This is a genomic window from Escherichia sp. XD33, assembly GCF_019375075.1.
GTDB classification, from domain to species: Bacteria; Pseudomonadota; Gammaproteobacteria; order Enterobacterales; family Enterobacteriaceae; genus Enterobacter; species Enterobacter flexneri_A.
This window is the reverse complement of the sequence record NZ_JAENDM010000006.1, coordinates 71,746-85,169: the sequence shown is the minus strand read 5'-3', so window position 1 is coordinate 85,169 and position 13,424 is coordinate 71,746. Positions and strand designations below refer to the sequence as shown.

The window sequence follows — 13,424 nt, the reverse complement described above, 5'->3', positions numbered from 1 at the left end:
AAAAGCTCACGTTCGTCACCAGCTAAATCTGGTATGAATTTCAGCCTAAATTGTTACAAAGCATATTAAACAGCAGCTTAAGTATACAATTTATTCGGCGAAACATTATTGATTCTGTTGATATGATCACGTTATACCCAATGTGCGCATTATCAAACAGACAAAGGGAATCAACGAGATGAAAACGCCCCTGGTTACCCGGGAAGGGTATGAAAAACTCAAACAAGAGCTTAATTATCTCTGGCGTGAAGAACGCCCGGAGGTCACAAAAAAGGTGACCTGGGCCGCAAGTCTGGGCGACCGCAGCGAAAATGCTGACTATCAGTATAATAAAAAGCGTCTGCGTGAAATCGACCGTCGCGTGCGCTATCTCACTAAATGCCTGGAAAATCTCAAAATCGTCGATTACTCCCCTCAGCAGGAAGGCAAAGTCTTTTTTGGCGCGTGGGTGGAGATTGAAAACGACGATGGCGTGACTCACCGTTTCCGTATTGTCGGCTACGATGAAATTTTTGGCCGTAAAGATTACATCTCTATCGATTCCCCGATGGCCCGCGCATTGCTGAAAAAAGAAGTCGGCGATCTGGCGGTGGTGAATACCCCTGCCGGGGAAGCGAGCTGGTATGTTAATGCTATCGAGTACGTGAAACCGTAAGGAAGAGTCTTAACCTCCTGCCGATGGCTGGCATTTTTGCCAGCCAGTCCGTATAACTATCCCCTGATTTTTGATCCGAAAAGATGAACTCAAACCATGATGAATGATTCGTTCTGCCGCATTATTGCGGGTGAAATTCAGGCGCGCCCGGAACAGGTTGACGCTGCCGTTCGCCTGCTTGACGAAGGGAATACCGTGCCGTTTATCGCACGTTATCGTAAGGAAATCACCGGCGGTCTGGATGACACGCAGCTGCGTAATCTGGAAACGCGTCTGAGCTATCTGCGCGAGCTGGAAGAGAGACGTCAGGCGATCCTCAAGTCCATTTCCGAGCAAGGCAAACTCACCGATGATCTGGCGAAGGCCATCAACGCCACCCTAAGCAAAACCGAACTCGAAGACCTCTACCTGCCCTACAAACCTAAACGCCGCACCCGCGGGCAAATCGCCATTGAAGCAGGGCTTGAGCCGTTGGCTGACCTGCTGTGGAGCGATCCGTCACACACGCCAGAAGTCGCCGCTGCACAATATGTTGATGCCGATAAAGGCGTGGCAGATACCAAAGCCGCGCTGGATGGCGCGCGCTATATCCTGATGGAACGGTTTGCCGAAGATGCCGCGCTGCTGGCGAAAGTGCGTGATTATCTGTGGAAGAACGCGCATTTGGTTTCTACGGTGGTGAGCGGTAAAGAAGAGGAAGGGGCGAAATTCCGCGACTATTTCGATCATCACGAACCGTTGTCCACGGTGCCTTCTCACCGCGCGCTGGCGATGTTCCGTGGGCGTAACGAAGGCGTACTCCAGCTTTCGCTGAATGCCGATCCACAGTTCGATGAGCCGCCGAAAGAGAGCTATTGCGAGCAAATCATCATGGATCACCTTGGCCTGCGCCTGAACAATGCCCCGGCGGATAGCTGGCGCAAAGGCGTGGTGAGCTGGACGTGGCGCATCAAGGTGCTGATGCATCTGGAAACCGAACTGATGGGTACCGTGCGCGAACGCGCGGAAGATGAAGCAATCAACGTCTTTGCCCGTAACCTGCACGATCTGCTGATGGCGGCCCCTGCCGGACTGCGTGCAACGATGGGCCTCGATCCGGGTCTGCGTACTGGGGTAAAAGTGGCGGTGGTCGATGCCACTGGCAAACTGGTAGCGACCGATACCATTTACCCGCACACCGGACAAGCCGCAAAAGCAGCGATGACTGTTGCTGCGCTGTGTGAAAAGCATAACGTTGAACTGGTGGCGATCGGCAACGGTACAGCTTCCCGCGAAACCGAACGTTTCTATCTCGACGTGCAGAAGCAGTTCCCGAAAGTGACCGCACAGAAAGTGATCGTCAGCGAAGCTGGCGCGTCGGTTTACTCGGCTTCCGAGCTGGCAGCGCAGGAGTTTCCGGATCTCGACGTTTCGCTGCGTGGCGCGGTGTCTATCGCCCGCCGTTTGCAGGATCCGCTGGCGGAGCTGGTGAAAATCGATCCGAAATCTATCGGCGTAGGTCAGTATCAGCATGACGTCAGCCAGACGCAACTGGCCCGCAAACTGGACGCAGTAGTAGAAGACTGCGTAAACGCCGTTGGCGTCGATCTCAACACTGCTTCTGTTCCGCTGTTAACCCGCGTGGCGGGCCTGACGCGCATGATGGCGCAAAACATCGTGGCCTGGCGCGATGAGAACGGCCAGTTCCAGAACCGTCAGCAACTGCTGAAAGTCAGCCGTCTGGGGCCGAAAGCCTTCGAGCAGTGCGCGGGCTTCTTGCGCATTAACCACGGTGATAACCCGCTGGATGCTTCTACCGTCCACCCGGAAGCCTATCCGGTGGTGGAACGCATTCTGGCAGCAACACAGCAGGCACTGAAAGATCTGATGGGTAACAGCAGCGAACTGCGTAACCTGAAAGCGTCTGACTTTACTGATGAAAAATTCGGTGTGCCGACAGTAACTGACATCATCAAAGAGCTGGAAAAACCGGGTCGCGATCCGCGTCCGGAATTTAAAACCGCTCAGTTTGCCGATGGCGTCGAGACAATGAACGACCTGCAACCGGGTATGATCCTCGAAGGTGCGGTGACCAACGTCACCAACTTTGGCGCGTTTGTCGATATCGGCGTGCATCAGGACGGCCTGGTTCACATCTCTTCATTGTCGAACAAGTTTGTGGAAGATCCGCATACCGTGGTGAAAGCGGGCGACATTGTGAAGGTGAAAGTGCTGGAAGTGGATCTTCAGCGTAAACGTATCGCCCTGACTATGCGTCTGGACGAGCAGCCTGGCGAAACCAACGCCCGTCGCGGCGGCGGTAATGAACGCCCGCAAAACAACCGCCCGGCAGCCAAACCACGCGGTCGTGAAGCGCAGCCTGCCGGTAATAGCGCGATGATGGATGCGCTGGCGGCGGCAATGGGCAAAAAACGTTAAACGCCCGGACTGGCCCCTAAACCTGCGCGATAAGGCGTTCACGCCGCATCTGGCAACGAACGCCTTGCCTGACATAAAAGTGCCGGAGAATATCTCCGGCCTTTTTATTCCACAACCAAACTCATAATATATTCCGGCAATATTTATCACTTCATTAACAACTGAAACCTTAATTAAACATTAGCCAGTCCGGGTAATTCACTATTCGAATTATATTTTCGCTGCGATATAACCTTGAGCCACATCAACATTGAGTCAGATTATTATTCAAACCAACATTCGCACACATTTTAAGTATTGCTGATAGAAACCATTCTCATTATCATTGTGTTGTTGATTATTTAATCTCTCCTTTGTTGGCAAATCATCTGGTCTCATGTCGCTGTCAAACGCCCCATGAGGTAGTTATCCAGTTAATGAGAAACAAGTAGGCACCTATGCAATACACTCCAGATACTGCGTGGAAAATCACTGGCTTTTCCCGTGAAATCAGCCCGGCATATCGCCAAAAACTGCTTTCTCTTGGCATGTTACCTGGCTCCTCTTTTAATGTGGTGCGCGTCGCTCCACTCGGCGACCCCATTCATATCGAAACCCGTCGTGTGAGCCTGGTATTACGCAAAAAAGATCTGGCCTTATTAGAAGTGGAAGCGGTTTCCTGTTAATACGGTGATAACAACAATGAAAAAATTAACCATAGGCTTAATTGGTAATCCAAATTCTGGCAAGACAACCTTATTTAACCAGCTCACTGGCGCACGTCAGCGTGTAGGTAACTGGGCTGGCGTTACCGTCGAACGTAAAGAAGGGCAATTCTCCACCACCGATCATCAGGTCACGCTGGTGGACCTGCCCGGCACCTATTCTCTGACCACCATCTCATCGCAGACCTCGCTCGATGAGCAAATCGCCTGTCACTACATTTTGAGTGGCGACGCCGACCTGCTGATTAACGTGGTGGATGCGTCTAACCTTGAGCGTAACCTGTACCTGACGCTACAACTGCTGGAACTCGGCATTCCCTGCATTGTGGCACTGAACATGCTCGACATTGCCGAGAAGCAAAATATTCGTATTGAAATTGATGCTCTGTCGGCGCGTCTGGGCTGTCCGGTGATCCCGCTGGTTTCAACCCGTGGTCGCGGTATTGAAGCGCTCAAGCTGGCGATTGATCGCTATAAAGCTAACGAGAATGTGGAACTGGTACATTACGCACAGCCGCTACTCAACGAAGCAGATTCACTGGCAAAAGTGATGCCTTCCGACATCCCGCTGAAACAACGTCGCTGGCTGGGCCTGCAAATGCTGGAAGGCGATATCTACAGCCGCGCCTACGCCGGTGAAGCGTCGCAGCATCTTGATGCCGCCCTCGCCCGTCTGCGTAATGAGATGGACGATCCGGCGCTGCACATTGCCGATGCGCGTTACCAGTGCATTGCTGCCATCTGTGATGTGGTAAGCAACACCCTGACGGCAGAACCCAGCCGTTTCACCACTGCGGTAGATAAAATCGTGCTCAACCGTTTCCTCGGTCTGCCGATTTTCCTCTTTGTGATGTACCTGATGTTCCTGCTGGCTATCAACATCGGCGGGGCGTTACAGCCGCTGTTTGACGTCGGCTCCGTGGCGCTATTTGTGCATGGTATTCAATGGATTGGCTACACGCTCCACTTCCCGGACTGGCTGACTATCTTCCTCGCCCAGGGCCTGGGTGGCGGCATTAACACCGTGCTGCCACTGGTGCCGCAGATTGGCATGATGTACCTGTTCCTCTCCTTCCTTGAGGACTCCGGGTATATGGCGCGTGCGGCGTTTGTGATGGACCGTCTGATGCAGGCGCTGGGCTTGCCGGGGAAATCCTTTGTGCCGCTGATCGTCGGTTTCGGTTGTAACGTACCGTCGGTAATGGGTGCACGTACGCTTGATGCACCGCGTGAACGTCTGATGACCATCATGATGGCACCGTTTATGTCCTGCGGCGCGCGTCTGGCTATCTTCGCAGTATTCGCGGCTGCCTTCTTCGGGCAGAACGGTGCGCTGGCGGTCTTCTCGCTGTATATGCTGGGTATTGTGATGGCGGTGCTGACTGGCCTGATGCTCAAGTACACCATCATGCGCGGTGAAGCGACGCCGTTTGTCATGGAGTTGCCGGTCTATCATGTACCACACGTTAAAAGCCTGATTATCCAGACCTGGCAGCGTCTGAAAGGCTTCGTTCTGCGTGCTGGTAAAGTGATCATCATCGTCAGCATTTTCCTGAGCGCTTTCAACAGCTTCTCGCTGAGCGGGAAAATCGTCGATAACATCAACGACTCGGCGCTGGCGTCCGTCAGCCGGGTGATCACCCCGGTCTTCAAGCCAATTGGCGTGCATGAAGATAACTGGCAGGCAACGGTTGGCCTGTTTACAGGTGCCATGGCGAAAGAAGTGGTAGTGGGTACGCTCAACACCCTCTACACCGCAGAAAATATTCAGGACGAAGAGTTCAATCCGGCAGAATTTAACCTCGGTGAAGAGCTGTTCAGTGCGATAGATGAAACCTGGCAGAGCCTGAAAGACACCTTCAGCCTTAGCGTACTGATGAACCCCATTGAAGCCAGCAAAGGCGACGGCGAAATGGGTACCGGGGCGATGGGCGTGATGGATCAGAAATTCGGTAGCGCAGCAGCAGCTTACAGCTACCTGATTTTCGTCCTGCTGTATGTACCATGTATCTCGGTGATGGGGGCTATCGCCCGTGAATCAAGCCGTGGCTGGATGGGCTTCTCCATCCTGTGGGGGCTGAATATCGCTTACTCACTGGCAACATTGTTCTATCAGGTCGCCAGCTACAGTCAGCATCCAACTTACAGCCTGGTGTGCATTCTGGCGGTTATCCTGTTTAACATCGTGGTTATCGGTCTGCTGCGCCGCGCGCGTAGCCGGGTGGATATCGAACTGCTGGCAACCCGCAAGTCGGTAAGCAGTTGCTGCGCAGCCAGCACCACCGGTGATTGCCATTAATGGCTTCACTTATTCAGGTGCGCGATTTGCTGGCGTTACGGGGCCGTATGGAAGCGGCCCAGATAAGCCAGACATTGAACACTCCACAGCCAATGATTAACGCCATGCTGCAACAACTGGAAAGTATGGGCAAAGCCGTGCGGATTCAGGAAGAACCTGACGGCTGCCTCTCTGGCAGTTGTAAAAGCTGCCCGGAAGGAAAAGCCTGTCTGCGCGAGTGGTGGGCGCTGCGTTAACCTTACTCCATCGCCTGTTTTGGAAAGCCCGGTATGCGTCTGCATCCGGGCTTTTTTGCGTGCGGCTTTCCATAAAAATGCAACTCTTGCAGCACGGCGTAAGTTCCTTTGAAAGCATCTCGCAGGGATGAAAACTCGCTAATACACAGGTGTGGAGTGGCGCGTAGAGTCGCGGCATTCAAACAACAGGTGAAGGAACGCCATGAGCAAAAAGCAGAGTTCCACCCCACACGATGCGCTGTTCAAACTCTTTTTACGCCAACCGGACACGGCTCGTGATTTTCTTGCGTTTCATTTACCGGCACCCATTCACGCGCTTTGTGATATGAAAACCCTCAAGCTGGAGTCGAGCAGCTTTATTGATGACGATCTGCGTGAAAGCTATTCCGATGTGCTGTGGTCGGTGAAAACGGAACAAGGACCAGGATACATCTATTGTCTGATTGAACATCAAAGCACCTCAAACAAACTGATCGCATTTCGCATGATGCGTTACGCTATTGCCGCAATGCAAAATCACCTTGATGCTGGATACAAAACGTTGCCGATGGTGGTGCCATTGTTGTTTTACCACGGTATTGAAAGCCCCTATCCCTATTCGCTGTGTTGGCTGGATTGTTTCGCCGATCCCAAACTGGCAAGGCAGCTTTATGCCTCCGCATTTCCGCTGATTGATGTCACCGTCATGCCTGATGATGAAATCATGCAGCACCGACGTATGGCGCTGCTGGAGTTAATTCAAAAACATATTCGTCAACGCGATCTGATGGGGCTGGTAGAGCAAATGGCCTGCTTATTAAGTAGTGGATACGCTAATGACAGACAAATCAAAGGGCTGTTTAATTACATACTGCAAACCGGCGACGCGGTACGTTTTAACGATTTTATCGACGGCGTTGCCGAACGTTCACCGAAACACAAGGAGAGTTTAATGACAATTGCGGAAAGATTGCGGCAGGAGGGGGAACAATCCAAAGCCCTGCATATAGCCCAAATAATGCTTGAATCCGGAGTCCCTCTTACAGACATCATGCGCTTTACCGGGGTGTCAGAAGAAGAGTTGGCTGCGGCGAGCCAGTAAATTTCTGTCTCGCCATTTCAAAAGTTGCCTACACCCTCTGCTTCAACGCCACCAGCAGGTGACAAAACTCGACCGGATGCGAAATAAACGGCGCATGGGCCGCTTTGGCGAAGATATATGATTCGCTGTGAGGCCAAAGTTTATCCAGCATCGGCACCACTTTGCGCGGCACCAGACCGTCGAGATAGCCATACAATCGCAAAAACGGCATGGACACGTTTTGCAGCGGCTGACGGAGATCGACCGTTTTCAGGATTTCCAGCCCGCCATTAAGCACGTCAACCTCCGGCATCGGTAACGCCAGAACGGTTTTCTTCAACGCCCGCGCATCCTGGCGCGCCGTTTCAGTCCCCATGGTTTGTAACGCCAGGAACCGCTCCACTGTACGCTGAAAATCATCACTGAGTTGCTGCTGAAATCCCGCCAGCACGTCCGGTTTTATCCCCGGCCACTCGTCACGAGCACTAAAACAAGGTGACGACGCCACGGTGACCAGCGCCTGAACACGCTCGGGATGGGTTAAAACAATTTGGCTTGCCACCAGCCCGCCCAGACTCCAGCCTAACCAAATGGCTTTATCAGGTGCCTGTTGCAGCACGGCTTCGGCCATATCAGCAAGTGACAGCGCACCAAATCCCCGGCTACGCCCGAAGCCGGGCAGGTCAACAAGGTGCAGCGTAAAATGCGAGCTAAGTTCCTCGTCAATGCAACGCCACACTTCGGCATTCAGTCCCCATCCGTGCAGCAGCACAAGATGAACATTCCCCTGACCTTTGGTCTGCCACCAGATGTTATTCATCCGCTATTGTTCTCTTTTGACTTACAAGGATGAACATATGCTAACAGTACCGGGATTATGCTGGCTATGCCGAATGCCACTGGCGTTAGGTCATTGGGGGATTTGTTCGGTCTGTTCACGCGCCGCCCGTACAGATAAAACGTTATGCCCACAATGTGGATTACCCGCCACACACTCCCATCTTCCCTGCGGTCGTTGCCTGCAAAAACCGCCGCCCTGGCAAAGACTGGTCACGGTTGCGGACTATGCGCCGCCGTTAAGTCCGCTAATCCACCAGCTTAAATTTTCCCGGCGCAGTGAAATCGCCAGCGCCCTGTCACGTCTGTTACTATTGGAAGTCTTACACGCTCGTCGCACCACCGGGTTGCAATTGCCGGATCGCATCATCAGCGTTCCGTTATGGCAGCGGCGTCACTGGCGTCGGGGATTTAATCAGAGCGATTTGCTGTGTCAGCCGTTATCACGCTGGTTGCACTGCCGATGGGATAGCGAAGCCGTCACACGAACACGGGCCACTGCGACCCAGCATTTTCTCAGTGCCCGGCTACGCAAGCGCAACCTGAAAAATGCCTTTCGTCTTGAATTGCCCGTGCAAGGTCGCCATATGGTGATTGTGGATGATGTCGTTACCACCGGAAGTACCGTCGCAGAGATTGCGCAGTTGCTTTTACGCAATGGTGCGGCGACTGTCCAGGTCTGGTGCCTTTGTCGAACCTTGTAGAGCCTCGATGATGGGCGTATTATAACCAACTAAAATAGTCAACTATTAGGCCATTACTATGATCCGTATTTCCGATGCTGCACAAGCGCACTTTGCCAAACTGCTGGCAAACCAGGAAGAAGGGACACAAATCCGCGTATTTGTGATTAACCCTGGCACGCCTAACGCTGAATGTGGTGTTTCTTATTGTCCGCCGGATGCCGTAGAAGCCACCGACACTGCCCTGAAATTTGACCTGCTGACCGCGTATGTTGATGAGTTAAGCGCTCCTTACCTGGAAGATGCAGAGATCGATTTTGTTACCGACCAGTTGGGTTCTCAGCTAACACTGAAAGCCCCGAACGCCAAAATGCGTAAAGTGGCAGACGATGCACCGCTGATGGAGCGCGTGGAGTATATGCTGCAGTCGCAGATCAACCCACAGCTTGCTGGTCACGGTGGTCGCGTTTCGCTGATGGAAATCACCGAAGACGGTTACGCCATTCTGCAATTTGGCGGCGGCTGTAACGGTTGTTCCATGGTCGATGTGACGCTGAAAGAAGGGATCGAGAAGCAGCTGCTGAACGAATTCCCGGAGCTGAAAGGTGTGCGCGATCTCACCGAACACCAGCGCGGCGAACACTCCTACTACTAAGTTATCCCGTCTTTTGTAGATTGCCCGATGCGACGCTAAAGCGTCATTTCGGGCCTACGTTGAACATGTGCCAGACGTTGGCGCAGCCTTGCTTTGGCAAATCCTCGGTTCGTTTCCCCGCGATAATATGACCAACCTCTCATAATTTAAATTTACCCCGCTCTGGTGATTCTCAAACGCCAGATGTTACCCGTATCATTCACATGGGTACCAAACATACTCCTGACATCTGACTACAATAATTAGTTTTAGTGGGTATCAGTCGTGGTGCCGCAATATCTCTGTTCCCGATTGGGATAATTAGAGTTTGTCGTCAGAAAATTGACGTTACCCATAACAAATGAAAGGCCAGGTAAATCATGCCATTAGTCATTGTTGCTATCGGTGTAATCTTGTTGTTGCTCCTGATGATCCGCTTCAAAATGAACGGCTTCATCGCTCTCGTCCTCGTGGCGCTTGCTGTTGGATTAATGCAAGGAATGCCGCTGGATAAAGTTATTGGCTCCATCAAAGCCGGTGTCGGCGGGACGCTCGGTAGCCTTGCCCTGATCATGGGTTTTGGCGCAATGCTGGGCAAAATGCTGGCAGACTGCGGTGGCGCACAACGTATCGCCACCACGCTGATTGCCAAATTTGGTAAAAAACACATCCAGTGGGCGGTGGTACTGACCGGTTTTACCGTTGGTTTTGCCCTGTTCTATGAAGTGGGCTTTGTGCTGATGCTGCCGCTGGTGTTTACCATCGCGGCTTCTGCGAATATTCCACTGCTGTATGTTGGTGTACCAATGGCAGCTGCACTGTCTGTGACCCACGGCTTCCTGCCACCGCATCCGGGTCCGACTGCGATTGCCACCATTTTCAATGCCGATATGGGTAAAACCCTGCTGTACGGTACTATTCTGGCAATCCCGACCGTGATTCTCGCCGGTCCGGTTTACGCTCGCGTGTTGAAAGGTATCGATAAGCCAATTCCGGAAGGTCTCTACAGCGCGAAAACCTTCAGTGAAGAAGAGATGCCGAGCTTTGGCGTCAGCGTCTGGACCTCTCTGGTGCCGGTAGTACTGATGGCGATGCGTGCGATTGCCGAAATGATCCTGCCGAAAGGTCACACTTTCCTGCCGGTAGCGGAGTTCCTCGGTGACCCGGTAATGGCTACGCTGATTGCCGTGCTGATTGCGATGTTCACCTTTGGTCTAAACCGTGGTCGTTCAATGGATCAGATTAACGACACGCTGGTTTCTTCCATCAAAATCATTGCGATGATGCTGTTGATCATCGGTGGTGGCGGTGCGTTCAAGCAGGTGCTGGTAGACAGCGGCGTGGACAAATACATTGCTTCCATGATGCACGAAACCAACATTTCTCCGCTGCTGATGGCCTGGTCGATTGCTGCCGTACTGCGTATCGCGCTGGGTTCCGCAACCGTTGCGGCAATCACTGCGGGTGGTATCGCGGCACCGCTGATTGCAACGACGGGTGTTAGCCCGGAGCTGATGGTTATTGCGGTTGGTTCCGGTAGTGTGATTTTCTCTCATGTGAACGATCCGGGCTTCTGGCTGTTCAAAGAGTACTTTAACCTGACTATCGGCGAGACCATCAAATCCTGGTCGATGCTGGAAACCATTATCTCGGTGTGCGGTCTGGTAGGCTGTCTGCTGCTGAATATGGTGATTTGATAACACTGACTGCCGGATGCGGCGTGACCGCCTTATCCGGCCTACGATTCGGGATGAATTAGTAGGCCGGATAAGACGCGTCAAGCATCGCATCCGGCATCAACCGCACTCTACTTCTTCTTCGCTGCAGCTCTGCGGCGTCTGTCCAAATCCTTCAGCAACTTGTTCACGCCATCATCGGCAAACATCGACTCAAGCGTTGCGGAAAGCTTGCGTCGCCAGTTTTTATACTGGTAACTGGTGCCAGGAATATTCACCGGTTCGGCCATATCCAGCCAGTCTTCCGGCTGTAGTCCTAACAGAGCACTGTTACTGTCGGCAATGTAGCGCTGCAAACCTCGATTAAGCGTCGGCGTCATCGACATCAACGATGCCTTATGCCCGGCACGTTTTGGCAGGCAACCATATTTATGCAGAGCATCCAGCAGTCCTTGTTTCGCCAGTTCACGATCCTGATACAGACCGCGCAGTACCACTTCATCCGGATACAGCCCCAGGGTTTTGCCCAGCGTTAGATCCCCGCTCTCCCAGTAGCCGCGTAGCGTAGGCAGGTCATGTGTCGCCGCAACCGCCATCGACTGCTCCGGATACGCTTTCGGTGCACGGAACGTCTTCTCGTGGTCGTTTTCGAAATAGAGCACTTTGTAGGAGTACACACCGCTGCTGCGCAGCTTACCGACAATCTCTACCGGTACGGTACCGAGATCTTCACCAATCACCATACAGCGATGACGTTTACTTTCGAGTGCCAGAATCGAGAGCAGATCATCCACCGGATAGTGAACATACGCGCCCTGATCTGCCGTCTCGCCATACGGTATCCACCACAAACGCAGCATCGACATCACATGGTCAATTCGTAATGCGCCGCAGTTTTGCATATTGGCACGCAACAGCTCGATAAACGGTTCATAGGCACGCGCGGTGATGATATGCGGGTCCATTGGCGGTAATCCCCAGTTCTGCCCCAACGGGCCGAGGATATCCGGCGGCGCGCCAACCGACGCTTTCAGGCAATATAGTTCACGGTCACACCAGGTTTCCGCCCCACCTTCCGCTACGCCAACCGCCAGATCACGATACAAGCCAATCGGCATTTCATAGCCCTGGCTTATCTCCCAGCAGGCGGCAAACTGGCTGTAAGCCAGCCACTGCAACCAGAGATAAAAATCGACGTCATCACGATGTTCTTCGCAGAACTGACGCACTTCTGGTGAATCCACGTTCTGATACATCTCTGGCCATGCAGGCCAGCCCCAGCGCATTTCGTCCTCTTTCACTTGCTGGGCATGTAGCGCATCAAAGGCTGCCTGCCAGAACAGGCTGTCGCCCTGCTCTGCAACAAACTGGCGAAACGCGGTCATCTGCTCATCATCACGTTGCGCGAAACCTTTCCACGCCATTCGTAATGCTGTCATTTTTAGGGCGGTAACCGTGGAGTAATCGACCCAGTCGGCATCGCGCGCCTGTTGCAGCGTCTGTTGCGTGGTCGGCAACTGCCACCAGGCCTGAGCCTCTTCGCTAAGATGGAAATCTTCAACGGCGTTAACGTCGATATAAATCACATTCAGCCAACGGCGAGAAGACGGGCTGTATGGGCTGGCACTCTCCGGATTTGCCGGATAGAGCGCATGAATCGGGTTCAGGCCGATGAACGACCCGCCACGTTTTGCCACATCCACCAGCATCGCTTTGAGATCGCCAAAATCCCCAATACCCCAGTTTTTTTCCGATCGCAGCGTATAAAGCTGAACGCAGGCACCCCACAGCTTTTGTTTATTCAGCAACGCCTGCGGTTCGTAACAGCGTTTCGGGGCGACAATCACCCGGCAATGCGCGCGCTGGTCGTCCTGGGTGAGTGTCAGCGTGTGATAACCTTCCGGCAGCTTCGTCGGTAGATTGAACGCTTTGCCCCCAGTTACATGGCCTTTGTACTGCGTTCCTTCTTCGGTGGTCAGCAGCCAGCTATATTCGCCGCTGCCCTCCACCACCATCGGCATTTTTTTGCCGCTGGTATAAACCATGACATTCGGGACTGGCGTTACCGCCACTTTCGTGGCGGTACGTTGATGCATCGCGTCAAGCAAACGCCGTTTGGTTTCGGCGCTAATCGACTGCGGTTTACCGTGGGCATTGATGTAATTGGGGCTAATCCCCGCCGCCAGCGCGGCATTATCCAGACGTTTGCTTTCCATCGAGCT

Annotated in this window: 11 protein-coding genes; 9 read left to right on the top strand and 2 right to left on the bottom strand. The window is 53.1% G+C overall.

Features of this window, described 5'->3' with window-relative positions; all coding sequences use genetic code 11:
- Positions 1–178 precede the first annotated feature (178 nt).
- From greB to rpnA, 6 genes are all read left to right on the top strand, one after another.
- Entirely contained in the window at positions 179–655 is a 477-nt protein-coding gene (gene greB, locus K0778_RS05870) for a transcription elongation factor GreB (protein ID WP_000856737.1), read from the top strand.
- 96 nt (positions 656–751) lie between these two features.
- Positions 752–3,073, top strand: a complete 2,322-nt coding sequence (locus K0778_RS05865; RefSeq protein WP_000980706.1) for a Tex family protein — start codon at positions 752–754, stop codon at positions 3,071–3,073.
- 437 nt (positions 3,074–3,510) lie between these two features.
- The gene (gene feoA / locus K0778_RS05860) at positions 3,511–3,738 is read left to right on the top strand and encodes a ferrous iron transporter A (RefSeq protein ID WP_001200455.1); all 228 of its coding nucleotides are present in this window, start codon (positions 3,511–3,513) and stop codon (positions 3,736–3,738) included.
- 16 nt (positions 3,739–3,754) lie between these two features.
- Positions 3,755–6,076: a Fe(2+) transporter permease subunit FeoB gene (feoB, locus tag K0778_RS05855; protein ID WP_000737007.1), complete on the top strand. Its 2,322-nt coding sequence runs from the start codon at positions 3,755–3,757 to the stop codon at positions 6,074–6,076.
- Positions 6,076–6,312 carry a [Fe-S]-dependent transcriptional repressor FeoC gene (gene feoC, locus K0778_RS05850; protein ID WP_000157586.1) on the top strand — a complete coding sequence of 79 codons (237 nt, stop codon included), beginning with the start codon at positions 6,076–6,078 and terminating at the stop codon, positions 6,310–6,312. The genes feoB and feoC overlap by 1 nt, the downstream gene beginning before the upstream one ends.
- 202 nt (positions 6,313–6,514) lie before the next feature.
- The gene (gene rpnA, locus K0778_RS05845) at positions 6,515–7,393 is read left to right on the top strand and encodes a recombination-promoting nuclease RpnA (protein ID WP_063084819.1); all 879 of its coding nucleotides are present in this window, start codon (positions 6,515–6,517) and stop codon (positions 7,391–7,393) included.
- A 28-nt stretch (positions 7,394–7,421) separates the two neighbouring features.
- Here the strand turns inward: rpnA and bioH are convergent, their stop codons facing one another.
- On the bottom strand, positions 7,422–8,192 hold the full coding sequence (gene bioH / locus K0778_RS05840; protein ID WP_001060076.1) for a pimeloyl-ACP methyl ester esterase BioH: 771 nt from the start codon (positions 8,190–8,192) through the stop codon (positions 7,422–7,424).
- Between the two features lie 37 nt (positions 8,193–8,229).
- Here bioH and gntX point away from each other — a divergent pair, with 37 nt between their 5' ends.
- The 3 genes from gntX (at position 8,230) to gntT (ending at position 11,223) form a co-directional block, all read left to right on the top strand.
- Complete coding sequence (gntX, locus tag K0778_RS05835; RefSeq protein ID WP_001308099.1) at positions 8,230–8,913, top strand: DNA utilization protein GntX; 684 nt, start codon at positions 8,230–8,232, stop codon at positions 8,911–8,913.
- Between the two features lie 58 nt (positions 8,914–8,971).
- Entirely contained in the window at positions 8,972–9,547 is a 576-nt protein-coding gene (gene nfuA / locus K0778_RS05830) for a Fe-S biogenesis protein NfuA (RefSeq protein WP_000619389.1), read from the top strand.
- A 359-nt stretch (positions 9,548–9,906) separates the two neighbouring features.
- Complete coding sequence (gene gntT / locus K0778_RS05825; protein ID WP_063084818.1) at positions 9,907–11,223, top strand: gluconate transporter; 1,317 nt, start codon at positions 9,907–9,909, stop codon at positions 11,221–11,223.
- 110 nt (positions 11,224–11,333) lie between these two features.
- Here the strand turns inward: gntT and malQ are convergent, their stop codons facing one another.
- Entirely contained in the window at positions 11,334–13,418 is a 2,085-nt protein-coding gene (gene malQ / locus K0778_RS05820) for a 4-alpha-glucanotransferase (RefSeq protein WP_000444350.1), read from the bottom strand.
- Positions 13,419–13,424 lie beyond the last annotated feature (6 nt).

Coding starts and splice junctions, on each gene's coding strand:
- greB (WP_000856737.1), top strand. CDS start 179: ATGAAAACGCCCCTGGTTACCCGGGAAGGGTATGAAAAACTCAAACAA.
- K0778_RS05865 (WP_000980706.1), top strand. CDS start 752: ATGATGAATGATTCGTTCTGCCGCATTATTGCGGGTGAAATTCAGGCG.
- feoA (WP_001200455.1), top strand. CDS start 3,511: ATGCAATACACTCCAGATACTGCGTGGAAAATCACTGGCTTTTCCCGT.
- feoB (WP_000737007.1), top strand. CDS start 3,755: ATGAAAAAATTAACCATAGGCTTAATTGGTAATCCAAATTCTGGCAAG.
- feoC (WP_000157586.1), top strand. CDS start 6,076: ATGGCTTCACTTATTCAGGTGCGCGATTTGCTGGCGTTACGGGGCCGT.
- rpnA (WP_063084819.1), top strand. CDS start 6,515: ATGAGCAAAAAGCAGAGTTCCACCCCACACGATGCGCTGTTCAAACTC.
- bioH (WP_001060076.1), bottom strand. CDS start 8,192: ATGAATAACATCTGGTGGCAGACCAAAGGTCAGGGGAATGTTCATCTT.
- gntX (WP_001308099.1), top strand. CDS start 8,230: ATGCTAACAGTACCGGGATTATGCTGGCTATGCCGAATGCCACTGGCG.
- nfuA (WP_000619389.1), top strand. CDS start 8,972: ATGATCCGTATTTCCGATGCTGCACAAGCGCACTTTGCCAAACTGCTG.
- gntT (WP_063084818.1), top strand. CDS start 9,907: ATGCCATTAGTCATTGTTGCTATCGGTGTAATCTTGTTGTTGCTCCTG.
- malQ (WP_000444350.1), bottom strand. CDS start 13,418: ATGGAAAGCAAACGTCTGGATAATGCCGCGCTGGCGGCGGGGATTAGC.